This window comes from Streptomyces tendae, assembly GCF_014650435.1.
GTDB lineage: Bacteria > Actinomycetota > Actinomycetes > Streptomycetales > Streptomycetaceae > Streptomyces > Streptomyces tendae.
In genome coordinates, this window is sequence record NZ_BMUY01000011.1 from 36588 (window position 1) to 61456 (window position 24869).

18 protein-coding genes, 1 tRNA gene and 3 pseudogenes are annotated in these 24869 nt (G+C 70.4%); 5 read left to right on the forward strand and 17 right to left on the reverse strand.

Features of this window, described 5'->3' with window-relative positions:
• Nucleotides 1–46 precede the first annotated feature (46 nt).
• The 8 genes and pseudogenes from IE258_RS27220 to IE258_RS27255 form a co-directional block, all read right to left on the reverse strand.
• Nucleotides 47–758: pseudogene (locus IE258_RS27220) on the reverse strand (IS481 family transposase); the annotation flags it as partial.
• Nucleotides 758–5209 carry an SAV_2336 N-terminal domain-related protein gene (locus IE258_RS41935; RefSeq protein WP_189747701.1) on the reverse strand — a complete coding sequence of 1484 codons (4452 nt, stop codon included), beginning with the start codon at nucleotides 5207–5209 and terminating at the stop codon, nucleotides 758–760. The pseudogene IE258_RS27220 and the gene IE258_RS41935, both read right to left, overlap by 1 nt.
• Nucleotides 5206–6351: an AAA family ATPase gene (locus IE258_RS27230; protein WP_189747703.1), complete on the reverse strand. Its 1146-nt coding sequence runs from the start codon at nucleotides 6349–6351 to the stop codon at nucleotides 5206–5208. Before IE258_RS27230 ends, IE258_RS41935 begins: the two co-directional genes overlap by 4 nt.
• Nucleotides 6348–8261: a VMAP-C domain-containing protein gene (locus IE258_RS27235; protein ID WP_189747705.1), complete on the reverse strand. Its 1914-nt coding sequence runs from the start codon at nucleotides 8259–8261 to the stop codon at nucleotides 6348–6350. Before IE258_RS27235 ends, IE258_RS27230 begins: the two co-directional genes overlap by 4 nt.
• A complete protein-coding gene (locus tag IE258_RS27240) occupies nucleotides 8258–9394 on the reverse strand; it encodes an alpha/beta fold hydrolase (protein WP_189747707.1) in 1137 nt (378 codons plus the stop codon). Before IE258_RS27240 ends, IE258_RS27235 begins: the two co-directional genes overlap by 4 nt.
• A gap of 398 nt (nucleotides 9395–9792) precedes the next feature.
• Nucleotides 9793–10463, reverse strand: a pseudogene (locus IE258_RS27245) (transposase family protein); the annotation flags it as partial.
• 75 nt (nucleotides 10464–10538) lie between these two features.
• A pseudogene (locus IE258_RS27250) lies at nucleotides 10539–10677 on the reverse strand (IS5/IS1182 family transposase); the annotation flags it as partial.
• Between the two features lie 603 nt (nucleotides 10678–11280).
• Nucleotides 11281–11354: transfer RNA gene (locus IE258_RS27255), tRNA-Pro, on the reverse strand.
• Nucleotides 11355–11612: 258 nt separating this feature from the next.
• Here IE258_RS27255 and IE258_RS27260 point away from each other — a divergent pair.
• Nucleotides 11613–12590 carry a bile acid:sodium symporter family protein gene (locus IE258_RS27260; protein ID WP_189747709.1) on the forward strand — a complete coding sequence of 326 codons (978 nt, stop codon included), beginning with the start codon at nucleotides 11613–11615 and terminating at the stop codon, nucleotides 12588–12590.
• 105 nt (nucleotides 12591–12695) lie between these two features.
• Here the strand turns inward: IE258_RS27260 and IE258_RS27265 are convergent, their stop codons facing one another.
• From IE258_RS27265 to IE258_RS27290, 6 genes are all read right to left on the reverse strand, one after another.
• A complete protein-coding gene (locus tag IE258_RS27265; protein WP_189747711.1) occupies nucleotides 12696–14021 on the reverse strand; it encodes an MFS transporter in 1326 nt (441 codons plus the stop codon).
• 201 nt (nucleotides 14022–14222) lie between these two features.
• Nucleotides 14223–15173, reverse strand: coding sequence for a VOC family protein (locus IE258_RS27270; RefSeq protein ID WP_189747713.1), 951 nt, complete (start codon nucleotides 15171–15173; stop codon nucleotides 14223–14225).
• Nucleotides 15154–16311: a 4-oxalomesaconate tautomerase gene (locus tag IE258_RS27275; RefSeq protein WP_373309937.1), complete on the reverse strand. Its 1158-nt coding sequence runs from the start codon at nucleotides 16309–16311 to the stop codon at nucleotides 15154–15156. The genes IE258_RS27270 and IE258_RS27275 overlap by 20 nt, the downstream gene beginning before the upstream one ends.
• Entirely contained in the window at nucleotides 16308–17015 is a 708-nt protein-coding gene (locus IE258_RS27280) for a 4-carboxy-4-hydroxy-2-oxoadipate aldolase/oxaloacetate decarboxylase (RefSeq protein WP_189747715.1), read from the reverse strand. The genes IE258_RS27275 and IE258_RS27280 overlap by 4 nt, the downstream gene beginning before the upstream one ends.
• On the reverse strand, nucleotides 17012–17764 hold the full coding sequence (locus tag IE258_RS27285; RefSeq protein WP_164418144.1) for a PIG-L deacetylase family protein: 753 nt from the start codon (nucleotides 17762–17764) through the stop codon (nucleotides 17012–17014). The genes IE258_RS27280 and IE258_RS27285 overlap by 4 nt, the downstream gene beginning before the upstream one ends.
• Before the next feature lie 75 nt (nucleotides 17765–17839).
• Nucleotides 17840–18490: a GntR family transcriptional regulator gene (locus tag IE258_RS27290; protein WP_109028771.1), complete on the reverse strand. Its 651-nt coding sequence runs from the start codon at nucleotides 18488–18490 to the stop codon at nucleotides 17840–17842.
• 177 nt (nucleotides 18491–18667) lie between these two features.
• On the opposite strand from IE258_RS27290, the gene IE258_RS27295 reads away from it, so the two are divergent.
• Nucleotides 18668–19021, forward strand: a complete 354-nt coding sequence (locus tag IE258_RS27295) for a cupin domain-containing protein (RefSeq protein ID WP_109028770.1) — start codon at nucleotides 18668–18670, stop codon at nucleotides 19019–19021.
• Nucleotides 19022–19150: 129 nt separating this feature from the next.
• Nucleotides 19151–20314, forward strand: coding sequence for a Gfo/Idh/MocA family protein (locus IE258_RS27300; protein WP_189747717.1), 1164 nt, complete (start codon nucleotides 19151–19153; stop codon nucleotides 20312–20314).
• Here the strand turns inward: IE258_RS27300 and IE258_RS27305 are convergent.
• Both IE258_RS27305 and IE258_RS27310 read right to left on the reverse strand, forming a co-directional pair.
• Nucleotides 20292–20933 carry a TMEM175 family protein gene (locus IE258_RS27305; RefSeq protein ID WP_189747718.1) on the reverse strand — a complete coding sequence of 214 codons (642 nt, stop codon included), beginning with the start codon at nucleotides 20931–20933 and terminating at the stop codon, nucleotides 20292–20294. The genes IE258_RS27300 and IE258_RS27305 overlap by 23 nt on opposite strands.
• Nucleotides 20934–20996: 63 nt before the next feature.
• Entirely contained in the window at nucleotides 20997–22031 is a 1035-nt protein-coding gene (locus IE258_RS27310) for a LacI family DNA-binding transcriptional regulator (protein WP_189747720.1), read from the reverse strand.
• Between the two features lie 130 nt (nucleotides 22032–22161).
• On the opposite strand from IE258_RS27310, the gene IE258_RS27315 reads away from it, so the two are divergent.
• Entirely contained in the window at nucleotides 22162–23325 is a 1164-nt protein-coding gene (locus IE258_RS27315) for a phytanoyl-CoA dioxygenase family protein (protein WP_189747722.1), read from the forward strand.
• A gap of 68 nt (nucleotides 23326–23393) precedes the next feature.
• Entirely contained in the window at nucleotides 23394–24398 is a 1005-nt protein-coding gene (locus IE258_RS27320) for a Gfo/Idh/MocA family protein (RefSeq protein WP_189747724.1), read from the forward strand.
• Nucleotides 24399–24431: 33 nt separating this feature from the next.
• Here IE258_RS27320 and IE258_RS27325 read toward each other — a convergent pair whose 3' ends face one another.
• Nucleotides 24432–24845 carry a VOC family protein gene (locus IE258_RS27325; RefSeq protein ID WP_159325941.1) on the reverse strand — a complete coding sequence of 138 codons (414 nt, stop codon included), beginning with the start codon at nucleotides 24843–24845 and terminating at the stop codon, nucleotides 24432–24434.
• Nucleotides 24846–24869 lie beyond the last annotated feature (24 nt).

The window sequence follows — 24869 nt, forward strand, 5'->3', positions numbered from 1 at the left end:
AGTTGATGATTGACAGGTTGGCGTCGGGTGATGCTTGACGTCTTCCCTAGACGATCTTCCGGCGGTTGTGTTCGCCGGACTTGCGGACCACCACCTCCTTCCTGGTGACACGCGGGACGGTGGTGATCAGGCCCTAGCCGTGGAAGACCCTGATCGATGTCTCGTCCAGATGGGCGGTGACGACCTGGTGGGCATAGCGGCGGCCGAGCTGGACGCGCTGTCCGGCGACCATGAAGCCGCCGACGCTGCTGACGGTCCGCTCGGCGATCTGCTGGCCGGGCGGAGGCAGCAGCGGTGGCGGCCCGGCCGGACGGCCCCCTTGCAGGCGACTGCAGGCAGAGGGCGGCAGCGGGCTGGGCAGGGTGGCCTGCAGGACACGCTGCTCGTCCAGGACCTGCAGGACCTTCCCGTCGAGGCGGAGGGTGACCCGCTGTCCGGCGAACGGCCAGCCGACCAGGACCTTGTCGCCGCCGAGGCCGACGTAGCCGACCGCGTTCACGGTCCGGTCCACCTCCACCACCCCCTTCGCGTCGTGCGCCGGTCCGGGATCGTCCGCCCAGGGTCCGGCGGGTCGGGCGTCCCCGCCTGCCAGCAGGGTCTTGAGGTCCCGGCCGGACAGCTTCGAGGGCCAGGGTCTTGTGCCGGCCGCCGCCGATCAGGACGTGCAGCCGGTTCACGTCGATCCGCAGGGTCACCGTGATGCCGGCCAGGGCCGGGCCGAACCAGATCTGCTGCCCGCGCAGGCCGCTAGGGCCAGTTAGCCCCGCCCTTCCGTGACGTCCTTGGGCAACGTGTTAGGTGATGGGGACGGCCGGGGCGGCTTCACAGTCAGGTCGGCCAACTGAGCCGCAAACTCGTTCAGTTCGGCCAGTGAGCGCTGCAGGGGGGTCTCGTAGGGCTCATCTGGGGGTGCTGCGAAGGGCACCAGGTCGAGAAGCGGTGTGTCGCGGCGGTGCTCCACCTGCTGATGCATCCCCTCGATCTGGATCAGCAGCCGACCGCGGTATTCCTGGTGGAATTGCCGCAGGTCTTCGGACTTCGGGTCCAGCGGGCGCAGCTTGGCCGGGAGGCTGTGCTCCGAGAGCATGCGGCTCTGCGACTCCAGATACGCCATCAGTCTGGTCTCGGCTTCGTGCTTGAAACTTTCCAGGTCTGTGTGCAGCGTGGCGTCCGGACCGAGGCCGTCCAGCGTCTCCAACTGATGCTGCAGGCTCTCCGCGTACGACTTCACGCGGGTCCGCATTTCCCGCTCGAAGGCCCGGAGTTCCTCCACCCCGCGGATGAGTGCCGCCACAGTCGGCATGTGATGCACCCCGTGACGGATCCAGACCTTCAGGACGGGGCCCGTCGACGGGATCCGGACCACTTCGAACTGTTCATGGTCCCCAAGCCCGGAACTGGCGGTGAGCTGTTCGTGGAGCGTGTTCGACAGGACCACGTTCATCTGGCCGGTGGACCGGCGTAGCTTCTGCCGGACGGCGTCTGCCGTGAGCATCTCGCCCGCCTCGGCAGTCGCCTTCTTCCTGGGAAAGTCCGTCCTCACGTTCCACGGGACGACCGTCATGGCGATGTCCACTCCCCTGCCGCTGAGCGGCTCCTCCGCACCGCCGTCGGAACGGCGGTCCTGGGAGTCGTCCGGGAGCGTCAGCGCAGACTCCAGCTCCAGGAGACGATCGGGCAGTTGGGCCAGAGTGATCCGGTCCAGGCGTTTGACCGCGAGGAGATCCACCCGGCCCCTATTACCCACCCGGGCCTCGGTGTGCATCTCGTCCGGGCTCAGGATGTTCGTGACCAGGGTCCGCACATGTCTCAGGGCTTCGGCGTCCGTCCGTAGCGTACGGTCCGTGATTCTGAGGTCGACCGCGACAGCCAGCGCGTACTGCCTCTCGGCCCTGACCGGCTGGTCCACCGTGTCCCTGGAGCCCGGGCGAGCCTCAGAAAGGCGGGCCAGGAGCGGGGCGATGCCGTCCCGGCTAAGGGAGTTGACCACGACCGGATTGAGGCTGCCGAGGAAGGCGGGAAGACCGTCGACAGTGCCGCCGGGCAAGACCACGGGAACGACCAGTCGGCTCCGCGCCTCGTCAGCGATGCGGAAGAGCCACTCGGTCACCTGGTTCCTCAAGTAGATGTCGTCGGCTTCGGCCTCCCCTGTGTGGTGCTCGTACCCAGGTGAGCCGATCATCAGAATCACGTCGGCCAGCCTCAGCTCGTCGTTCAGCCACGCCACCAAGTCACGGTGGGACAGGTGAGAAGCCGCCCGGTCGAGGCGTGCGTCGAATCCTTCACGGTCCAGCAACTGGTACAGCCGGCCGACCTGTTCGACAACAGCTGTGTCGTGGGCGTAGGAGATGAAGACTCGTGGCGCCTGGTGTCCGTGCGGCCTGGTGTCTGGCTGGTGGTCGTCGTCCGGGCGAGCCGCCGCGGACGGCAGGGAGACCAGGCGTGGCACGCCCCCCAGGTAGCGGCGGCAGGCGTTACTGAATCCCTTGTGGTTGAGCAGGGTGTTGAGCCCCACGACCGACAGGCGTGCGCGCTCGACGTGCTCCACGGCGAGGCTGAAGCCCAGGAGGAATCCGTCACACAGCGCGGGGGCACCGGACAAGGCAGTGATGAGGGAAGGCGGGATGGGGGCGGAGGTCTCGAATGCGTACGCGACACCGGGGCGGGGAGAGGTGGCAAGCAACCTCCCGCGCACACGGCCACTCAGGCGTTGATCGGGTCTCTGCGGGGTGAGACCGATGACGTGGCAGGACTCGAGTGACGCGCCATCGGTCAGCTGCGCCCACTGGGGGGTGGCGAGGAAGCCGTCCGTCTCGGACGCGACGAGACCCTCCTCTGCGAGGAGCAGCGCCGCGTCGAGGGTGTCGTGCTTCCACACAACGGAGCAATCGGCCCAGCCCTCGGCTGTGATGGTGCCGCGTCTGTTGCTGACCTTGATGCCCCGCTTCACGGCGTGTTGGGGCAGGTTATGGGCAGCAGTTAGGACCAGCCGGGGCCCCAGCAGGTAACCGGTGCCCAGGTACCTGATCCTGCTCCCGGCGCGCGCGGGGATCGAGATGTCGGCGATCATGACGATCCGTGCGTCCGAGGGTTCGCCCATCGGCAAGGGCAGTCGGGCGCCGACGCCCGGTAGCGACACGACTTCGGCCTGGGCGACCAGAGGGGTCCAGCTCCCGTACTCGCCGGCAGGATTGGCCATGGCCGCGAGGCCGCGCCAGGTCTCGGCGGTCATGGTGCCTAACACGAGGACAGGGGCCCGTCCGCTGTTCTCGACCAGTTCGGACACGACGCGCGCGAGGTCCTCGATGGTGAGGCCCGGAAGGGCCGTGTATGTCTCCAGATCCTCGAGCACGACAACCGTGCGGGGGCCGACACGGGGTGCGCCCTGCGTCAGGGTGAGGGAAAGGTCGGGCGACCACACCCTCCAGTCGGCCGGCATCCGGTCCAGGACGCGCCCGACGGCGGAGGTCTTGCCCGAGCCTCTTTCTCCGATCAGCAGCACAAGTCCGCTCGCGCCGTCGACTGCCCGGTCGGCGGCTGAGCGGAGCCGGGCGTCCGCACTCTCAAGGCCGGTAGGGGGATACTCCTCGTCGGGGCGCGGGAAATTCCGGACAGGGAGCCCCACCGGGCTGGGAGTGGTCGTCCGGTCGGCGAACGGCAGGGCGTCCCGGTCCAGGGTCCGGCTGCCGCCGCCCGAAGTGCCGCGTGCGGCGAGGAAGTCACCGGCCGGACCGGGGCCGCTCTCGGTGACGAAGGCCCCCATCTCGCGGCGTACGAGTTCCTGCACCGCCGTGACCTCGTCGCGTCGCTGGGAGCCGAGGAGCGCCTCACGGATGCCGGTACGGAAGCGGAACGGCATCCGTTCCAGGTCCGTGAGCCCCGTGTGCACTTCGTGCTCCCACGGCTCAAAGAGGCCTCCGAGCACGACCTCCGCCAGGTGTCCGGGGTCGGAGTCGGGCAGCATGATCTGCCGTACGAGGTTCATCACTGGCAGGTTCAGTGGTACAGCCGACAGGTAGCCCGCCAGCGCCTGGGAGAGCGGAGACGCGTCGGCCCGGAAGCGGCGAAGGCTCTCATCGGCGACGGCCGGCCCTTCCCGTGCCGGGCCCGGCGGGCCCGGCGTCGCGAACCGGGACTCACGCACGGTGTTCGGTGTACGGGGGAGGGAAAGACAAGGCAGGCGGCTCCACAGGCCGCCGCCTCCCACGAGCCGGGCCAGAGCGGAGATGGCGTCGGGGCTCGCCTCGACGACGGGGACCGCGATGCTCTGGGCCAGGGCGGCACGATGGCGCTGGCGACGGCCGCCCGCAGCGCGTCCCAGCCGCCAGGACGCGTTGGGCGCGGCCGGCCTGGGTGCCCTGACCAGATGCGGCTGAGGCCGGACGGCCCCGCGGTCCCACAGTCGCCGGGGCAGGACGTTGAGCAGGGCAATGGGGTTGTGTGCTGCCCAGTGCCGCAGGACGTCGTGGAACGAGGAGGTGCTCCAGCCGCCCGCCACCGTGTCCGTGACGACCAGGACTAGCTGGCGGCCGGACGGGTCGGTGACTTCGTGGACACTGCGTGGCTCGCCTCCGGCTCTTGCCACACGAGGGGCCTCCTGGGGGCCTGTGCCGCTCAGATGCCAGGTCCGCACGTCGCGGAAGATGCCGGTCTGGACGAAGACCCGTCGGAGTTCGGTCACCAAGTCGTGCCAAAGCAGCATCGAGTGGTGCGTGTCGATGACGAGCGCGAGGTTGAGCCAGCGGCCGCGGCGGGGACGGAAGACCGGGCTGGGCAGGCACTGTTCGATGGTGCTGCGGACGGTGAGTTCCTCGTCGAGTTCGCTCTGCGCGAGGTCGCCGTGCCCGATGGTGGGCCGCCCGAGCGGCCGCAGCGCGCGCATCACGTCCAGCGGGTCGCGCAGCGATGCGGCACGCCGGATGCGGACCAGATCGACAGCACGCACGGCACTGTTCGCAGCGTCGGCCATGTCGGCGGCGCTGTAGAACTGTTCCGATGGCCCCGCATCGCCGGCGGTCGACGGCGCTGACGAAGACTCCGGGGCATGGGGCGAAGGGGCGCTCGGACCATGTGTCCTGTCCTGCGGGTACCCCGGCGTGCGACCGCTGCCGCCGTCGACGCGGGCGGCCAGCCACAGGATCTCCGCCAGTTCCTCGGCTCCGGCGTTGGCACCGGACTGTTCGAAGGCCGCAAATAGATCCTCGATCATGCCAAGGGGCCGGTCAGCCGTTGCAGGACGGTATTGAGGAACTTGGTTCGGTCGCCGTCGTCCGTCCATGCTCCGCTGAGTCTGAGCTGTACGGCGTTGAGGAGCTGGTCGGTCGCAAGGTCGCCCTCCACGCGCCGCTCGAGGAATGCCTCGACGAGGTCCCGGTAGGGAGCGTCGTCCGCCCCTTCCTCCAAGGCGAGCCGCTGGCGGACGATCTGATTGAGCTTTTCCTGGCCCGGCGGCTTCAGGTTCAGCTGGATACAGCGTCGCAGGAACGGTGGTGGGAAGTCGCGTTCGCCGTTGCTGGTCAGGACGACGACGGGGAAGGCGAGGCATTGGACGCGGCCGCGTTCGATCTCGACCTGCGGTTCAGGGGCGTCCTGTGTGCCGATCTTGACCTTGGGATGGCGGGCGGCGATCCGGGAGAGCTCCGGGATTTCGAAGGCGCCTTCCTCGAAGACGGTGAGCAGATCGCCGGGAAGGTCGATGTCACTCTTGTCGATCTCGTCGACGAGCAGTACACGAGGTCGTTCCTGGGCCACCAGCGCGGTGCCCAGGGGGCCCAGGCGTAGATACGGTGCGATGGTGCCGTCGGCTGGCCGATCGGCGGACGCGGGGACCGCCGGGAGTCCGGACGCATCCGGCCGGGGGGCCGCGTCGGCGGCGGAAGGCCGGTCCTCGGTGTGCGCGGCGGCCGCGTCGAGGTGCCGCAGGTTGGCGTCGTGCAGTCGCCCGATGGCGTCGTACTGGTAGAGGCCGTCGCGCAGCGAACTGCGGCTGGTGATCGGCCAGTGCAGTACCGAGCCGAGTTCCAGGTCGGTGGCAATGCTGTGGGCGAGCGTCGACTTGCCCACGCCCGGCTTGCCGGTGACGAGCAACGGCCTGCGCAGATACAGCGCCGTGTTGACGGCGTCTCGCTCCTCCTCGTCGGGTACGTAGCCTGCACCGCGGCGGTGGGTTTCCTCCCAGGCATCGCCCGAGGTGCCGGGCGGTGTGTACTTGAGGTCGGGCTTTCCTTTGAATGAGCGCCACGGCGGAAGGTGTTCGGCCAGGCGCGCCTGCTTCTCGGCGGCGCTCCCCGCACCCCGGTAGATCCACCAGTCCTTGACAACGTCAGATGCCACCACGGGGTCCTCATTCATGATGTGAGCGTCTGGCTTTCGGGAATGCGCTCGGGATCGTCCCACATCAGTGCCAGGGGACGCCGCCTGATCCGCGCTGTGCGCAGCTTGGCGGGCAGAGTGTGCACTTCGAACGGGCCAGGGTCCACGGCCAGCGCGGTGCGGATCCGCTCGGCCGTCCCTTCCTGGTCGGCGACCGGCCGTCGCCAGATGGCGATCGGCACGCCTCCATCGAGTACGGCGTCCAGGGTGTCCATGATCATGGGCTCGCTGACGTCGGCGAGGACAACCACGGGCGGCTCAGCCGCCTGGAGCGAGGAGCCCAGATAGTCGGACACATCACTGTCGCACACCTCGCGTACGGCCTGCGGGTGCCGGCCGCCCTGGGCCTGCAGCCACTCCCATTTGCGGTACCAGGGAGCCTCCGCGGGCCCCTGACGTTCCTCGGGACAGCGCAGCACCACGTCGTAGAAGCAGCCGAGTTCTCTCATCCTCCCGCCGCGCCATGGGATTTTCCAGGATTCGAAAGGCTCGTCCAGGAGGTCGTACGGGAGGTGGAACTCGATACGTGTTGGGGGGTGCGAGCGGCGGGTGGCCAACTGCTGGCCAAGTACGTCCCGGATCGATTGCAGGTCCAGCGACTGACCGGACTCCCAGATACTCTCGAACTCGTTCCGGTAGAGCCAAATTCGGGTCCAATACCGGTTGTTTTCGTCGGGCACCAGCCGCAGGTGGAGGGCGGGACTCTCAGCCGGAGGTTCCGGCGGCGCGTAGATGGTCCCCGCTCCGAGCCGTTCGCGGGTGTGATCCACCCAGGCTTCGGCTTCTTCGGCCCAGGCGGCATTGCTCTTCCTAGCCCGGGCGGCCAGGAAGTGGATGAAGGGCAGGGCGAGCGGGAGGTCGAGGCGTCTGCCCTGCCGGTTGTCGAGGTCCCGAACGACATCCAGAAGCTGGGCCCCCGGGAGTTCGTCACCGGGCGGAGCGGTGCAGCCAGTGGCTTCGAAAGCCCACCTGTAGGCGTCGTAGGAATATGCGGGCAGCCGCTGGCCTTGAAGGAGGCGCCCGAGTTCGGACCAGGCATCCTGGTCGAGGGTGGGAGCGCTGGACGGTTCGGATCCGGTGCTGCCCGTGTGGTCGCTCCATCGGTCGCCGAAGAGGGCCGATCCGTCCCAGCCTTCGCTGATGACGAACTGGGGCTCCTGCCACGCCGTGCCGTTCGCACGCATGACTTGGAAGTCCGTCCGGACGGCGCTGACGATGTCGACCAGACCCTCGACGACTTGGTCGACGGGCCGGCCCTGAAGGTGCTTCAAAAGCGTGTCCGTGAACTGGCCGGCCTCCAGATCCGCCTGGTTCTTGGCCGCTTCACCGGCGCGTGCCGCATAGAGCACGAACTGACGCCGCTCGGGGGTCAATTCCCCGGCTTCGGGTTCGTTGGTGCCGAATCTCAGCATTCGCGCTTTTTGAGCCTCGACGCGGCACGTGTCTCCCACGGCGACAACGCGGCGGAAACGCTTCCCGTGGACGTTCGTCGACTGCCACCAGCGAAGGGCGGCCTGGAGATTGAGATGGCGGGTGAAGGCGATCGTGGCATCGGCGCACGGGAGGAGCAACTGACGCCGGAAATCCAGGAAGCCGTGTCCTGCCCAGTAGATCCACAGGAGATCCCCGTCGCACTCGGGTAGTTCCTCGAAGAGCGCACGGTGAACGTTCTCCGACGTGGCCGGAGGATGTGCCGGGGGTTCCTGCTCGGCGAGGGGCGAGAGCAGGACGTGAACGTGCGTCTGCGGCACACCGGCCGTGCCGGTGAGCCAGTCGGCGAATCGGAGGGCGTCCCTTGCCGGGCCGGGAAGCGACCAGCCGCGGACCTGGTACGACTCGATGCCGACGACCAGCGCGAAGACCTTCTTGGGATCGAGGCCGTCGATCACCGCAGAGCCTCACTGATCCGGTCGTAGACGGCACCGAGTTTCCAGTACGCGCTGTGCGACACGGGGAAGGGCTGACGGCTGCGCACCTCGTGGTCCGTCACCCGTGGATCGCCGGGGAAGACCGTCGCGGCCAGGTAGGAGAGCAGATCCCTGCGGTCGTAGATGTTCAGCCACTGGGGGAAGTCAGGCGGCAAGGTGGCGCCGGGCGGGAGGCCGGCGAGGGCGCCGAGCTCGTGGAGGAACGGTGCCTGGGAACCGACGGTGACCAGCAGCCGTACGGGCAGGGGCTCCTGACGGATGGCGGCCAGGGCGAGCGCGTCCACGAGGGCGATGCCGCCGAGGCTGTGGCCGATCACGACGGGCGGCTCCGGGCTCTCCGCGATGAGCTGGGTCAGGTGGTCGCGGAGCGGGCCACCGCGTGCCTGGTAGCGAAGGATGTCACCGACCGCGGAGGCTCCGGCCGAGGTGGCCTCACCGCGCTTGCGATCCAGTACGGACTGGGGAGCGAGGCGCTGTCCCAGTTTGAGGAGCACACCGGAAGCCCGGAGCAAAGCCCCTCGCGCCGTGCCGCCGATGCAGCCGCTGAGAAGGTCGACCATCCGGTCGCGTTCGTCGCCCGTGCAGACCACCGCTTCCCCGGCGCCTGCGAGCAGGAGCGCGACGACGGCACGACTGACGGCGGTGGTGAGATCGGCAGCCGAGACGTCGTCCTGGACGACCGCGTACGCGTCACGGAACTCATCGGAGTCGGCGACCTCGTTCAGCGCGCCACCGTAGCCGTCGAGGAGACCGGTGTCCTGGAGCAGGCGGGTCAGTTCATCGTCGTCGTGCGAACCGCACGAGAGGTCTCTGGGCAACTTACGGAGGCCGTCGGCGACCCGGTCACCCGCTGATTGCAGGCCCGGCATCGCGAGCCCGTCGTCCGTGGTGCCCAACGCGGCGAGGACCCTCAGTTCGCACAGTGGGTCGGTCAGGAGCAGCAACCACTCGGCGGCGTCGGCCTCTTCAGGATCGTCGGTGCCACGGGTAGTGGCCGTTCCCGGGATGGACGCACCGCCTGCGCCGAGGCTCGAGCCGAAGGTGTCACCCCAGTAGTACGGCACGACCTCCGCCTCCTGGAAACGCTCCTCCAAGCCCTCACGTACCCACCGGAACAGGTCATCATAGCGTTCCCGGCGCACGCCGGTCCCATGGACGAATATGAAGCGCATGCAGCCCCCAATTTTGCCGTGTGCTGTGGTGAGAATAAAACGCACAGCGAGGGGGAGATGCCTGTTCTCCTATTCAGGATCTTGGAGGTGCAAGTACGACCGCAGGATGGCCGGATCGAGCGGGGCACAAGATCAAGCGGGGCACAAGGCAGGTTCGCGATGGCGATGCGGTGAAGTGATAGTGCGATGCGCGGACACCTGACGTACGCGGTGGCATGAGAGCTCTGGATGAGGCGGGATGGCGGGCGGCTGCGGACGGCTAAAGGGTGTTGCAGAAGGCCGTGATCAGGCAGGTTGGAGCGGTGTTCGGGCGTGTGTGGTCATCCGGTGAGGGCGAGGTTGTGATGCGGGCGACGGCCTGGACGGCGTGGTGGAGGCCGTCGCCGCGTTGCCGGCAGTCGCGAAGGACCTTGTAGTTCTTCATCCGGGAGGAGGTGTACTCGACACGGGTGCGGACCTTGCGATGCTGCGCGTCGTCCTCTTCCTCGCCCTTGAGCAAGGGGCGTCCGGGGCGTTTGCGGTGCGGGACGATCAGGCCGGTGTTGACGTAGGCGCCGTCGCCGAGGACGGTCACGCCTTCCCAGTGTGCGGCCAGGCCGGAGTCACGCCAGGCTTTCGCGTCGGCCGTGTTACCGGGCACCGGACGTGCCGCGGCCACTACCAGCCGTGTCTCGGCATCCACGATGACCTGCACGTTGGCCGAGAACCGGTAGTTGCGCGAGGACGCGCCGACCGTGCGGTCGCGGACCGGGACGAGGGTGCCGTCCACGATCCACAGCCGCTCGACAGGGTCCTGGGAGGTGCGGGCCAGCTCGAGCGCGAGCAGCGGACCGAGCCGTTGGATCACCCGGCACACGGTCGCCGGCGAGACACCGAACAGCGGGGCCAGCTGCCGCATGGTGAGATTCGTGCGGTAGTACGCCGCCACCAGCAGCACCCGCTCGGCCAGCGGCAGCCGCCACGGACGACCCCACCCACACCCGCTCGGCCCTCAACACCCCAGCCATACAACGGGTATGCCCTGATTACGGCCTTCTGCAACACCCTTTAGACTATGTCTCTTTGGTCAGCGTCGGGTCCAGATGAGGATGCCTGCGAGGTGGAGTGCGGCGTGGTAGGCGATCGCGAGCTTGTCGGTTCGTACCAGACCGCGCCATCTGTTTGAGGCGGTTGATGCACCGTTCGACGGTGTTCCGCTGCTCGTAGCCTCCGCGTCGAAGCCAGCGTCAACCGGGTGTCACAACTGGCCAGAGCGGCAGACGGCCGAACGGGCGCTCTCAGTGAGAATCTCAACCGAAACGGCGCGGCTCGGGGCCGTAAGGGCTCCAGCCCTTCAGGTACGGCTTCAGATCCTCCAGTGTCGGCTCGCGGCGATTCGGCGGGCGACGCGAAGAATCTGTGCGAGGCGCTCATCGACGGACTCCGCCAAAGAGGCCCCTACCAAGCCTGGTGCGGTGTGGGCGTTACGGGCGATATCTTGACGCTGAAATGACGCTCATTTGACGCTCGTCCTGATGGGCCGTCAGTCCGCTGCATAATGCGCACGCATAAAACCGCAGGTCAGGACCCCTTCACCGCCGGTTCGAGGATCGCCACGCACTCCACATGATGAGTCATCGGAAACACGTAAACGACTCCGCGAGCCACCCGCGCTGCGCCTTACCGTCCACTCCGTGGCGCACCTTGACCCGGTCAAGGTGCGCCACAACCCCTGTCAAGCGTCCTGGTCCCCAAGTGGTCCCCAAGAACGATCAAGAGGCCGCTTCAGATATTCTCTGAAACGGCCCCTGACCTGCGACTTCGTAAAGTCGGGACGACAGGATTTGAACCTGCGACCCCTTGACCCCCAGTCAAGTGCGCTACCAAGCTGCGCCACGTCCCGGTGCGCGATCCCGTGAATTCCGTGAACTCCGTGATCGTGCAGGTCAAGCCTACCCCATCCGTGCGGCGCGGCGGAGTCGCCGGCCGGCCGTCGGCGGCGCGTCACTTCGGATCGGTGCGACCCAACGTCGGTCGTCGCGACCCGTTCGCGGCACACGCGACACATTCGCGAGACACAGTGGAGAGGAGAGGAATGCCGGGATGATCACATCGCGAGACGCCTTTGCGTCACGCCGCCCACCAGGCGTTACCTCGCACGGTGCGAACCGAAAGTACTGCGAACAACGAACGCGACGAACACCTCGGTGACGACGTCACCGGCGACCGCTCCGCGCGGCGTGCCGTGACCGTCTTTCCGGCCCTCGTCCTCCTGGCGGGCGCCCTCGGCCTGCTGCTCCCCGGCGGTTTCACCGGGTGGAGCGAGGCGGTGCCGTACCTGCTGGGCGTCGTGATGTTCTGCATGGGCATCACGATGACCCCGGAGGACTTCCGCGGAGTCGTGAGGCGCCCCTGGGCGGTGGCGCTCGGGCTCGTCGCGCACTACGTCATCATGCCGGGGCTCGGCTGGGCGATCGCCCACCTGCTCGACCTGCCGCCGCAGCTCGCCGCCGGCGTCATCCTGGTGGGCTGCGCGCCCAGCGGTACGGCCTCCAACGTGGTGACCTACCTGGCCCGCGGCGACGTCGCGCTGTCCGTCTCCGTCGCGACCGTCTCCACGCTGGTCGCCCCGCTGGTCACCCCGCCGCTGACGCTGCTGCTGGCCGGCGAGTACCTGCCGGTGGACGCCGGGTCCATGGTCACCGACATCCTCAAGACGGTGCTGCTGCCGGTCCTCGCGGGCGTCGTCGTACGGCTGCTCGCGGGGCGGTACGTGCAGCGGGCGCTGCCCGCGCTGCCCTGGCTGTCCGCGCTGACGATCTCCGTGATCGTGGCGGTCGTCGTGGCGGGCAGCGCGGACGCCATCAAGTCGGCCGCGGGGCTGGTGTTCGTCGCCGTCGTGCTGCACAACGGGCTCGGTCTGGCGCTCGGTTACGGCGCGGGGCGCCTCGGGCGGCTGGGCGAGCCCGGCAGCCGTGCCATGGCCTTCGAGGTCGGCATGCAGAACTCCGGCCTCGCCGCGTCGCTGGCCACCGCGCACTTCAGTCCCCTGGCGGCGCTGCCCGCGGCGGTCTTCTCCGTGTGGCACAACGTGTCCGGCGCGGTGGTGGCCGCGTGGCTGTCGCGACGGGGGCGGTGACCTGCGGTCGGCTGAGCGGGGGAGCGCCGTTTCGCCGGGGGCGGTGGCCGGGCGCGGGTGCGTTGTGGCTGGTCGCGCAGTTCCCCGCGCCCCTTCAGGGCGCGTTCAGTGGGCCGGGATCAGCTTCTCGCCCGAGTCGGCGGTGACTGTTCGCCTTGCCGTGCGCAGGGCGGCGATGCCGATGAAGACCATGGAGGAGAAGCCGGCTATCGCGAAGGCGGTGAAGCCCCAGTCGCCCTGGTCGGCGGCGAGGAGCTGGCCGCCGAGCCAGGGGCCGAAGACCGCGCCGAAGCGGCCCATGCCCGAGGTCCAGCCGACGGCGGTGGCGCGGTTGGCCGGGGCGGAGCCGATGGAGACGGTCGCGTAGATCATGGTCTGGGCGCTGTTGAGGAAGACGCCGGTCAGGAAGACGACCGCGAAGGTCAGCGCCAGCGGCATGTGGACGCTGAGCAGGAAGACGCCGCAGGCGGTCAGCGCGAACCAGATCGCCGAGATGCGCGGGGCGCCGAACCGGTCCGAGGCGCGGCCCGCGACCAGCATGCCGACGATGCCGCCGAGGTTGAACAGGACGACGAAGGTGAGCGCGGAGCCCAGTTCGTAGCCCTCGCTGCGCATCAGGGTGGGCAGCCAGGTGGCGACGCCGTAGACCAGGAGCAGTCCGCCGAAGGAGGCCAGCCAGTACAGCAGGGTCTGGATCCACTCGCGGCCGCGGAAGAGGTTCGCGAGGTTCTCCCAGCGGGCGGTGGCGGGCCTGTCGGCCGGGGCGGCGGGGAGTTCGGCGTCGTAGCGGCCGGCCAGGGTGCGGGCCTCCTCGGTGCGGCCCTGGGCGACGAGGAAGCTGAGCGACTCGGGCAGGAACTTCAGGAGCACCGGGACGAAGAGCAGCGGGACCACGCAGACCCAGAAGGCGGAGCGCCAGCCGAGCGGTTCGACGATCCACAGGGCGACGTAGGCGGACAGGATGCCGCCGGCGTGGTGGGCGGTCATCAGCAGTCCGATGGTGATCGCGGCGCGGCCCCGGGGCGCGTAGTCGGAGACCATGCTGATGGCGGTCGGCAGCAGTCCGCCGAGGCCGACACCGGCCAGGGTCCGGCCGAGCCCGAAGACGCCGACGCTCCCGGCGATCGCGCACAGGCCGGAGGCCAGGGAGAAGAGCGCGACGCAGGAGACCATCAGCTTCTTGCGGCCGATGCGGTCGGCGACCGTGCCCGCGGCCAGCGCGCCGACCAGCATGCCGAAGGTGGCGTAGCTGCCGAGGTCGCCGGCCTGGCCCGAGGTGATACCGAGGGCCTTCTCCTGAAGCATGTGGGGCAGCACGGAGCCGTAGATGAACATGTCCAGGCCGTCGAAGAGGACGGCCAGCCAGCAGAGGCCGACCACCAGCAGGGCCAGTCTGCTGCCGCGGGCGGACAGCGCGGGTGAGGAGGACATCGTTGTTTCCTCTCGTCCAGGAGGCGGTGCCTGGAGGGGACGTGTGATGGGGCGACGCTAAGGACCGGGCTCCAGGAGTGTCAACGCTTTTGTTAACAATCTCAGCAACGATTTTAGGGTGAGTCGCGCACGCGGACGTGCGCGGCCCACCCCCTGGGGACAAGGCTGTGAGAAAGCTGTCGGGAAGGCGTCAGAAAGGCGTCACGCGACCGGCGGAGTGCCGTGGGTGTGGAACGACTCGATCGTCTTCAGACCCCACGCCTGGCCCTTCTTCCGCTCCTCCTCGGTCCAGGTGATCAGCGGCCAGTCCGGCGCCAGCACCAGGCGGGTGAGCGGGTTGCACAGCTCGATGCGATTGCCGCCGGGCTCGTAGACGTACAGGAAGAACGTCTGCTGGATGGCGTGCTTGTGCGGGCCGGTCTCGATGAACACGCCGGTGTCGATGGCGAGGTCGGCGGCGCGCAGGATGTCCTCGCGGGTGTCGGCGGCGAAGGCGATGTGGTGCAGCCGCCCTGAGGAACCGGTCCAGTCCTCGGTGTAGACGACGTCGTACGACTTGTTCGTGAAGGTCAGCCAACGGGCCGCGATCTTCCCGGAGTCGAGCCGGATCTGCTCGGTGGGCCGGGCGCCGAGGAGGTGTTCCTGGAACTCGGCGCTGGCGAGTACGTCGGCGGCGAGGAAGTTGACGTGGTCCAGGCGGCGTACGCCGACGCCCCGGTTGGGTTTGGCCTGCGGCTGGTTCTTGAGGGCGGGCCTGAGGTCCTCGGGTGCCCGGTAGTGCTCGCTCTCCCAGTACAGGGCGTGTTCGTGGCCGTCGGGGTCGGTTGTGACGTACAGCTTGCCGAGGCCGGGCTCGTCCTCGACCCAGGTGCCGGGCCGCCCCGCCGCCTCCAGGGCCGCGACCCTGCGCCGGAGCGCGTCCTCGCCGGAAGTACGCAGTGCGAGGCGGCCGAGGCCGGGTTGCTCACGGGCGGTGAGGACGAGGCTGTGGTGTTCGTAGTCGTCGTAGGTGCGCAGGTAGACGGTGTCGCCGTGCTGTCCGTTGACGGTCAGGCCCAGGAAGTCCGTGAAGAAGGCGACGCTCGCGTCGAGGTCGGGCGTGAAGAGCTGGGCGTGGCCGACGTGCGCGATGTCACCGAGCGGCGGAGTCATGGTGGCCTCCAGGGCGTTGTGCGGGGATCGGTGCCGTCGCGGCGGACCGGGGGAAGACGGTGCCGTCGAAGATCTTGCGCGCGGTGCGTACGACGGCGGTACGCCGGACCACGAGCGGGCCCGGGTCGAGCCGGACGTCCACCTCCAGGAAGCCGGTGGGGTGTTCCACCCGGACCCGGTCGCCGGCCGGGGCGAGGCGGGCGATGCCCTCCCCCACGCCGCCGGGAACGCGCAGCCCGGCCGCGACGCTCGCGGCGCCCAGGACGCCGATGGAGGTGTGGCAGCGCACCGGGATGAAGGTGCGGGTGCTGACCGCACCGCCGTCCCGGGGCGGGGCCAGGAGGGTCAGCTTGGGCACGGTGGCGCCCTTGACGTCACCGAGGCCCATCAGGTGCCCGGCGGCCAGCCGGATCTCGCGCAGGCGTCCGGCGAGTGCCGCGTCCGCCTCCAGCTCCGCCGGTGTCTCCTGCCCGGTGACCCCCAGCGCGGCGGCCGGGATCAGGACGACCGGCATGCCGTTGTCGACGCAGGTCACCTCGGTGCCGGCGACGGTGTCGCGGACGTTGCCGGTGGGCAGCAGCGGCCCGGCGCCCTGCGGGAACTCGATGACGACCGCGGCGGCGGTGCCGGGCACGCCGGATATCGCCGTGTCCCCGTCGTACTCGACGCGCCCGCCCGGGGTCGGGAAGGTCGCGACGGCCAGTTCGCCGGTGTTGAGCATGCGGATGCGTACGGACGTCTCGGTCTCCCCGGCCGGCACGAGCCCGCGCTCGACGGCGAACGGGCCCACCCCGGCGAGGATGTTGCCGCAGTTCTGCCGGTCGGTGACCTCGGGGGTGTCCACGGCGACCTGGAGGAACAGGTAGTCGACGTCGGCGTCGGGGTCGGCCGAGCCGGACACCACGGCGACCTTGCTGGTCAGCGGGTGCCCGCCGCCCAGGCCGTCGATCTGCCCCGGGTCGGGGCTGCCCATGGTCCGCAGCAGCAGGTCGTCGCGGGCGGCGGGGTCGGCGGGCAGGTCGGCGGCGAGGAAGTAGGCGCCCTTGGAGGTGCCGCCACGCATCAGCGTGCAGCGCACCTCCTCGGGCCCGATGCCAATCTCGATACCGGTGCCGGTGCCGGTGCCGGTGCCGGTCACGGCCTCTCCCCCGCGGTGTACGCGTCGTACGACTGGTAGGTGACCCCGAGTTCCTTCAGCTTCTCGCGCAATCCGTAGCGGTCCAGGCCGAGTTGGCCCTCCACGAAGGCGGCGCGGGTGGCCGCCTCCTTCTGCTCGCGGGCCTCGGACGCCTCGGCGACCTGCCGGGCGCGCTCGCGCGGGACGACCACCACGCCGTCGTCGTCGGCGACGACCACGTCGCCGGGGCGGATCACCTGGCCGTCGACGGCGATCGGGACGTTGACCGAGCCCCCGGTGGCCTTGACCGTGCCCTGGGCGGACACGGCGCGGGACCAGGCGGCGAAGCCCATCTCGCGCAGTTCCTGGGTGTCGCGGATGCCGGTGTTGGTGACGATGCCGCGCACCCCGCGCCGCTGGAGGGCGGTGGCGAAGAGTTCGCCGAACAGGCCGTCGGTGGACGGGGAGGTGGTGGTGACGACGAGGACGTCGCCCTCGCCGCACTGCTCGACGGCGGCGTGGATCATCAGGTTGTCGCCGGGCCAGCTGAGCACGGTGACCGCGGTGCCCGCGACCCGTACGCCCTGCTGGACGGGGCGGATGCCGGGCCCGAGCAGTCCGGTGCGGCCCATGGCCTCGCTGACGGTGGCCACGCCGTAGGCGGCGAGCGCCTCGACGTCCTCGGCATCGGCCTTGGGCGGGTTGGTGACGACGACGCCGCTCATGCCAGCTCCTTCGCGATCTGGGGGTAGGGGCGCATGAATGCCTCGGCCATGGTCCGGTGCGCCAGGCCCAGGTTGGGACCGGCGTTGCGCTTGAGCTGGACGCCCCGGCGGACGGCCAGGTCGGTGTAGTAGTCCCACAGGTGCTGCTGGGCGGCGAGGCACTCCATCGCCTTGCGCTTGGTCTCCCACACCTCGGTGATGTCGAGCAGCACCTCGGGGCGGAAGCCGCTCATCTCGGGCTGGTGCGGCTCGAAGTAGAAGACCGGCGGGGCGCCGATGATCTCGCCCTCGCCCGGGTAGCCGATGGCCTGTGCGAGGACGCGCGCCTCCAGGGCCATGCGGTTGGCGGCCGGGTGGTCGCCGTTGTACGGGTCCTCGACCGGGTGGGTGAGCACGACGTCGGGCTGGGTGGCCCGGTAGACCTCGACGAGCCGGTCGGTCAGCTCCGGGGTGACGGTCAGCGGATAGTCGCCGGCGTCGAAGAAGCGGACCTCGGCGCCGAGGGTGGCGGCGGCCTTCTCGGCCTCCTCCCGGCGCAGCGCCTTGATCTCCGCCAGCTTCTTCCCCTCCCGCCATGCCTTGGCGGACTCGCCGCGCTCGCCGAAGGTCAGGCACGCGATGGTGACCTTCTCGCCGCGCGAGGCGGCCAGGGCGATGGCGCCGCCCGCCCGCCACACGAAGTCCCCCGCGTGCGCGGTGACGACGAGGGTCGAGCGGGGGACGGCGGCGGGCGCGTTGCCGTGCGTCATGGGTGACTTCTCCTTGGTGGACAGGTGGCGCCCGCCTCGGTGCCGTTTCTCAGGCGCGTGTCTGTGGCGCGTGTGTCAGTCGCGCAGCGCCTCGATCACGCTGGTGAGGTGGGCCCGGACGGCCGCCTCCGCGGCCTGCGGGTCCCTGGCCTCGATCGCCTCGATCATGGCCAGGTGCTCGTTCAGGGATTGCTGCGGGCGTCCCGGGCGCAGCGCCAACTGGAAGCGGTGCCTGACCAGTTGGGCGTTGAGCCGTTCCAGCAGTTCCACGGCCGTCAGCTGGCCGGAGAACTCCCGGATCCGGGCGTGCAGTTCGTGGTTGAGGTCCGAGTAGGTCAGCGGTTCACCGCCGGCCACGGCCTTGCGCATCGCCGAGCCCAGCTCCTTCAGCCGGGCGACCTGCCCGTCGTCGACGGCAGCGGCGGCCTTGGCCGCGCACAGCCCTTCGAGCACCAGGCGGCACTCGGTGATGGCCACGGCCTCCTCCACCGTCACCACCCGCACCCGTGAACCGCGGTTGCGGATGCGCTCGACGAGCCCCTGGGACTCCAGGTCGATCAGCGCGGCCCGGATACTGGCCCGGGTCACGCCGAACTGCTCGGCGAGTTCGTTCTCCACCAGCCGCTGCGCGGGTGCCATGTCGCCGCGCAGGATCGCCTGCCGCAGCTGACCGAGCGCAAGCTGTTTGGCCTGCTCCCCGGTGCCCGGACGGGCTTGGTTCGGCATGGTTGCCCTCCCTGAGTGAGTGCCTGTCGAACGTAAATCTAGCCAAACAACATTGTCAACAATTTTGTTTGCGTTATTCGCCCCGCCTCAGGCCGCGACGAAGTGTCCGCCGGCCGGGCCGGATGCCCCACACCCTGTCTCCCCCGGCGCCCCGCGGGGTCCGGTTAACGTCGCACCATGACCCACAGCTTCGTTGTGCACGTCCCCGATGCCGAGCTCGAACCCGAGCCGCTCGACCCCGGCCAGATCGTGTCCGGCACTCCCGAGGTGACCGGCAGGGTGGTCTGGGAGTCGCCGGACGGCCGTCGGGTGCGCGGTGTCTGGCAGATCACCCCCGGCGTGGTCACCGACACGGAGGCGGACGAGATGTTCGTCGTGCTCAGCGGCTCGGCCACCATCGAGGTGGCGGGCGGCCCGACCCTCACGGTCGGACCGGGCGACCTGGCCGTACTGCGCGAAGGCGACCGTACGACGTGGACGGTGCACGAGACGCTGCGCAAGGCGTACGCGATCGACCTCGGTCGTCCGTGATCCGGGCCCCCGGTCTTTGTCCTGTCAAAAGGTTGACATGATGCCGACGCCCGCCCAGGGTGGCCTCGGACAGATCACTCAGACAGATCACGCAGGACAGATCACGGACAGATCCGAAGAGGGGCGCTCATGGTCGAGGCACTCGGTGTCGCCGTCGTAGGTTTCGGCTGGATGGGCCGGGTGCACACCCAGGCGTACGCCCGGGTCCGCCACCACTATCCGCACCTGGCGCTGCGCCCGGAGCTGGTGACGGTCGCCGAGGAGGTGCCGGGGCGGGCCGAGGAGGCCGCCGCGCAGTTCGGGTTCGCCTCGGCGACCCGCGACTGGCGTGAGGTGGCGGCGGACCCGCGGGTGCACGCGGTCAGCATCACGGCCCCCAACTTCCTGCACCGCGAGATCGCCGTCGCGATGGCCGGGGCGGGCAAGCACATCTGGGTGGAGAAGCCGGTCGGCCTGTCCGCCGACGACGCGCGGGCGGTGGCGGACGCGGTGGCCGGGGCCGGGGTGCAGGGCACGGTCGGCTTCAACTACCGCAACGCCCCGGCCGTGGAGACCGCCCGCGATCTGATCGCCACCGGGGAGATCGGCACCGTCACCCATGCCCGCCTGCGCTTCTTCAGCGACTACGCGGCCCACCCGGAGGGTGCGCTGACCTGGCGTTACGAGCGGAAGCGCGGCGGCAGCGGGGTGCTCGGCGACCTGGCCTCGCACGGCGCGGACCTGGCCCGGTTCCTGCTCGGCGACATCGCGTCGCTGACCGCCGACACGGCGGTCTTCCTGCCGGAGCGGGCCCGTCCCGCCGCCGCCACCGCCGGTCATGCCCGGGCCGCGGGCGGCGAGCCGGGCCCGGTCGAGAACGAGGACTACGTCAACTGCCTGCTGCGCTTCGCCTCAGGGGCGCGCGGAGTCCTGGAGGCATGCCGGGTCTCGGTCGGCGAGCAGAACAACTACGGCTTCGAGGTGCACGGCACCAGGGGCGCGGTGTCCTGGGACTTCCGCCGCATGAACGAACTGCGCGTCAGCCGCGGCACGGAGTACCAGGACCAGCCCGTGAGCACCGTGTACGTCGGCCCCGGGCACGGCGAGTTCGCCGCGTTCCAGCCGGGGGCCGCGAACGCCATGGGGTACGACGACCTGAAGGTGGTGGAGGCCCACCGCTTCCTGCGCTCGATCGCCGAGGGCACCCCGTACGGCGCCACCCTCACGGACGCCGTGCGCAGCGCGGCCGTGCTGGAGGCCATGGCGCGCTCGGCGGAGCACGGCACCTGGGTCAGTCCCGAGCCGGCCGGGTGACGGCGCGGCGGCGGGCCCGCATCGCCCACCGGCCCAGCAGCGCTTTGACCGGGACCAGCACGAGCCAGCTCCACATGGCCGCCGGACCGACCGCCAGGGCGAGCGGGACGCTCAGCGCGAAGACCGCCACCGACGCCGCGACGTCCGCGCCGTAGAGCAGGAACCCTTCCTCCGGCGCGGTGTCGCCGCGCAGCCAGGGCCGGTTGGCCAGCACGGCGAGCAGGGCGAGGTGGGAGGCGCCCAGGGCGGCGACCGCCGCCGCGTAGACGGCGACGGAGACCGGCTCCTGCCCGTACTCGGAGATGAGTTTGGTGGGGAAGGGAACGAGTGCCGCGACGCCCAGGCCGATCAGCGACAGGGTGATCACCTGGCCGTCGACCCGCTCGACGAAGCCGAAGATCCGGCGATGGTCGCGCCAGAAGAGCCCGAGCACGAGGAGACTCAGTACGTACGCCCCCAAGTTGGGTGCCAGATCGCGCAGTTCGGCCCGGTAGGCCGCGGAGTCCAGGTCGCGGGGCACCGAGAAGTCGAGGACGAGCAGGGTGATGGCGATCGCGAAGACGCCGTCGGCCAGCGCCACCACCCGCTCGGGGCCTCCGGCCGGAGTCGATTTCCACATGGCACCGACGGTAGGAGCCAGGGCGCGCCCGGCCGCGTCACACGCCCGGGGCGGCGGGGCGCGTCACACGGTCGCGGTGTCGGGCGGCATGTTGTACGGGGTGACGACCTGTATCGGCGACGGGCGCGACGGGCCGGCGGGCGGCAGGGCTCCGTGGGCGCGCATCACGTGGTGGCATGCCTCGCGCAGGTCCTGACGCAGGTCGTGGTGGAGGACGACGGACAGGCGCCGCTCGCGCAGCAGCCGGGTGTTGTCCTGGTCGAGGTCGTGGGCGACGAACACCTCGCAACTGCGGCCGAGGTCCTCGAAGGCGCGCAGGGTGGCGATGTTGCCGCCGCCCATCGAGTAGACCGCCCGGATGTCCGGGTCGCGTTCGAGCGCGGCCCGCACCAGGTCGTACTGGGTGGCGTCCAGGCCCTGCCCCTCGGCGATCTCGACGAGCCCCCGCCCGGGGTGGCGGGCCCGCATGACGCCGCGGAAGCCCATCTCGCGCTCCTCCTCGTTGCGGAAGAAGCCGCTGCTGAGGCTGGTGAGGACGTTGCCGGGGCGGTCGCCGAGCCACTGGCCCATGAGGTAGGCGGCGGTCGCGCCCGCCGCCCGGTCGTCGATGCCGACGTAGGCGACCCGGGGGCTGGCCGGGAGGTCCGTCGCCAGGGTGACGACGGGGACGCCCGCGGCGGTCAGCCGGGCAACGGCGGCGGTCACCTCGGGGACGTCCGGGGCCTTCAGGATCACCCCCTGGGAGCCGCGCCGGGCGATCCGGTCCAGGGTGTCGGTCAGCCCGCCGGCCGGGCCCGTCTCGCGGAAGTGGAAGCGGCAGCGCACCACGGCCGGGTGCAGCGCGGGCAGTTCCGCCTCCAGCGCCGCACGCACCGCGGTGGTGAAGCGCTCCGGTGCCTGCATCACGATGTCGCACATGAACGTGCGGCCGACCAGCCGGACCTGGGTGCGCTGGCGGTCCAGGTCGGTGATGGCCCGTCGGACCTCGTACGCGGTGCTCTCGCGCACGCCGCCGCGGCCGTTGAGCACCCGGTCGACGGTGGCCTCGCTCAGGCCCGCCTGCCGTGCGATCTCCCGGATCGGGAAGGGGTGCCCCATGTCCGGCTCCTCGGCTTGGTCGGCGCAGCGCGCCATGATGGGTTTTTGATGGCCCGCTGATGGTTGTTCGACGCGTTTGTCAGGACAAGAATGACAGCACCGCGTCGCCCCTGTCAGCGAAAGGACGACGATGCCCGCAGCGCCCGTCCCCGCCCACCGCGCCCACCTGTCCGCAGGCGACTGCGATCTCGCCGCCTTCCGCGAGCTCGTCGAGCAGTCGACCGACCCGGCCGCCTACCCGCGGGCCGCCGCCGTGGAGCGGAACGTCCCCGTGTACGACGCCGGTGAGCTGCGCGATGACGAGGGCACGGCGGCCGAACTCGTCCACGCCCTCGCCGAGGGCCCCGGCATCGTCGTCCTCGAGGGAGCCTTTCCGGACCCGGCGGTGGTGGACCGGGCGACCGCGGTGTTCGACGCGCTGATCGCCGAGCAGCGCGCCTCGGGGGCCGCCGCCGGAGACCACTTCGCCGCGCCCGGGGCCAACGACCGGGTGTGGAACGCGCTGGAGAAGGCGGCCCTGCGCGATCCGGAGGCGTTCGCCGAGTACTACGCCAACGACGCCCTGGCCCTGGTGGCCCGCGCCTGGCTCGGCCCCGGCCACCAGGTCACCTCCCAGATCAACGTGGTCAACCCGGGCGGTGCCGCCCAGACCGTGCACCGCGACTACCACCTGGGCTTCCTCTCGGGCGAGGCCGCCGCCGCGTACCCGGCGCACGTGCACCGCCTCTCCCCGGTGCTCACGCTCCAGGGCGCGGTCGCGCACTGCGACATGCCGGTGGAGTCGGGTCCCACGCTGTACCTGCCGCACTCCCAGAAGTACGAGCCGGGCTACCTGGCCTGGCGACTGCCGGAGTTCCGGGCCTACTTCGAGGCGCACCACGTGCAGTTGCCGCTGGCCAAGGGCGACGCCGTGTTCTTCAATCCCGCGCTGTTCCACGCGGCGGGCGCCAACCGCTCCGCGGACGTCCGCCGCATGGCCAACCTGCTGCAGGTCTCCTCCGCGTTCGGCCGGGCCATGGAGACCGTGGACCGGGAGGCGGTGGTGAACGCCGTCTACCCGGTGCTGCTGCGGCGGAAGGCCGAGGGCGTGGGCGAGCGGTGGCTGGAGCAGGTGGTCGCCGCGAGCGCGGAGGGGTACGCCTTCCCCACCAACCTCGACCGCGACCCACCGGTCGACGGCCTGGCCCCACCCTCCCAGGCGGACGTCGTACGGCGGGCGCTGCGCGAGGAGTGGACTCCGCAGGCGCTCCGTGCGCGGCTGCGGGCGGACCGGATACGGCGCGAGAGCCGATGAACGGGGGCGCGCGGGGCACCGGCCCCGGCACGCACACCCCACACACCGAGCAAGGAGCAACACAGCACATGCGTATCGGAATCCTCGGCCTCGGCCGCATCGGCGCCTTCCACGCCGAGACCCTCGCCGGACTCGACGCCGTCGACTCGCTCGTCGTCGCCGACCCGTTCGCGGACGCCGCGCAGGCCGCCGCCGAGCGGTTCGGCGCCGAGGTCGCGGACTCGCCCGAGGCGGTGCTGGCCGCGGGCGTGGACGGGGTGGTGGTCGCGGCGGCGACCGACGCCCACCCCGACCTGATCCGCGCCGCCGTCGAGGCCCGTGTGCCCGTCTTCTGCGAGAAGCCCGTCGCCCGCACCATGACGGAGGGCGTCGAGGTGCTCAAGGCGCTCGCGGGCCACGACGTGCCGGTCCAGATCGGTTACCAGCGCCGCTTCGACGCCGGGTTCGCCGCGGCGCGGGCCGCCGTGCGAAGCGGTGAGCTGGGGCCGCTGCACACCGTACGGTCGACCACGCTGGACCCGGCGCCGCCGCCCGCCGCGTACGTCGCCGCCTCCGGGGGCATCTTCCGGGACTGCTCGGTGCACGACTTCGACTCGATCCGCTGGGTGACCGGCCGGGAGGTGAGCGAGGTCTACGCCGTCGGCGGCAACCGAGGCGCCGACTACATCAGGGAGGTGGGCGACGCGGACACCACCGGCGCGATCCTCACCCTGGACGACGGCACCATCGCCGTGGTCTCCAACAGCCGCCACAACGCCCGTGGTTACGACGTGCGGATGGAGGTCCACGGCTTCGACGACTCGATCGCCGTCGGCCTGGAGGACAGGCTGCCGCTGCGCTCGGTCGAGCCGGGCGTGACGTTCCCGGCCGGTACTCCGCACGACTTCTTCATGGACCGCTTCACGGCCGCCTACCGTGCGGAGCTGACCGCGTTCACCGAGGTGATCGCCGGTGCCCGCACCTCCCCCTGCACGGTCGAGGACGCGCTGGAGGCGGGCTGGATCGCGGAAGCGTGCACGCTGTCGCTGCGCGAGCACCGGCCGGTGACGATCGCGGAGGTACGGCGCGGCTGAACGGGGCCGGTCGCGGTCCGGCGGGCCGGTGGGTCAGCTCGCCGGCTCGCTGATGTTCACCATCCAGGGGACGCCGAACCGGTCCGTGCACATGCCGAAGACGTCGCCCCACATCTGCTTCTCCAGGGGCACGGCGACGGAACCGCCGGCGGAGAGCTTCTCCCAGTAGCCGCGCAGCTCGGTCGCGTCGTCGCCGCTGAGGCTCACCGAGAAGTTGCTGCCCGGCCGGTACTCCATCCCGGGCGGGGTGTCGGAGGCCATCAGGGTGAAGCCGCCCGGCGTCTCCAACATGGCGTGCATGACCTTGTCGGCGTACGCGGGGTCCGGCATGCCGGACTCGCCGAAGGTGTTCAGCGACAGCGTGCCGCCGAACACCTGCTCGTAGAACTCCATCGCCTGACGGGCGTCGCCGTCGAAGCTGAGGTACGGGTTGAGACGCGAGGACATGGGTGCCTCCCGGAACGGGACGAG

What these genes read in the sequence shown, in the direction of transcription:
- IE258_RS27315 (WP_189747722.1), top strand. Translation starts at nt 22,162, where the DNA reads ATGCCCGCAGCGCCCGTCCCCGCCCACCGCGCCCACCTGTCCGCAGGC.
- IE258_RS27295 (WP_109028770.1), top strand. Translation starts at nt 18,668, where the DNA reads ATGACCCACAGCTTCGTTGTGCACGTCCCCGATGCCGAGCTCGAACCC.
- IE258_RS27290 (WP_109028771.1), bottom strand. Translation starts at nt 18,490, where the DNA reads ATGCCGAACCAAGCCCGTCCGGGCACCGGGGAGCAGGCCAAACAGCTT.
- IE258_RS27265 (WP_189747711.1), bottom strand. Translation starts at nt 14,021, where the DNA reads ATGTCCTCCTCACCCGCGCTGTCCGCCCGCGGCAGCAGACTGGCCCTG.
- IE258_RS27280 (WP_189747715.1), bottom strand. Translation starts at nt 17,015, where the DNA reads ATGAGCGGCGTCGTCGTCACCAACCCGCCCAAGGCCGATGCCGAGGAC.
- IE258_RS27305 (WP_189747718.1), bottom strand. Translation starts at nt 20,933, where the DNA reads ATGTGGAAATCGACTCCGGCCGGAGGCCCCGAGCGGGTGGTGGCGCTG.
- IE258_RS27310 (WP_189747720.1), bottom strand. Translation starts at nt 22,031, where the DNA reads ATGGGGCACCCCTTCCCGATCCGGGAGATCGCACGGCAGGCGGGCCTG.
- IE258_RS27270 (WP_189747713.1), bottom strand. Translation starts at nt 15,173, where the DNA reads ATGACTCCGCCGCTCGGTGACATCGCGCACGTCGGCCACGCCCAGCTC.
- IE258_RS27320 (WP_189747724.1), top strand. Translation starts at nt 23,394, where the DNA reads ATGCGTATCGGAATCCTCGGCCTCGGCCGCATCGGCGCCTTCCACGCC.
- IE258_RS27285 (WP_164418144.1), bottom strand. Translation starts at nt 17,764, where the DNA reads ATGACGCACGGCAACGCGCCCGCCGCCGTCCCCCGCTCGACCCTCGTC.
- IE258_RS27230 (WP_189747703.1), bottom strand. Translation starts at nt 6,351, where the DNA reads ATGAATGAGGACCCCGTGGTGGCATCTGACGTTGTCAAGGACTGGTGG.
- IE258_RS41935 (WP_189747701.1), bottom strand. Translation starts at nt 5,209, where the DNA reads ATGATCGAGGATCTATTTGCGGCCTTCGAACAGTCCGGTGCCAACGCC.
- IE258_RS27325 (WP_159325941.1), bottom strand. Translation starts at nt 24,845, where the DNA reads ATGTCCTCGCGTCTCAACCCGTACCTCAGCTTCGACGGCGACGCCCGT.
- IE258_RS27300 (WP_189747717.1), top strand. Translation starts at nt 19,151, where the DNA reads ATGGTCGAGGCACTCGGTGTCGCCGTCGTAGGTTTCGGCTGGATGGGC.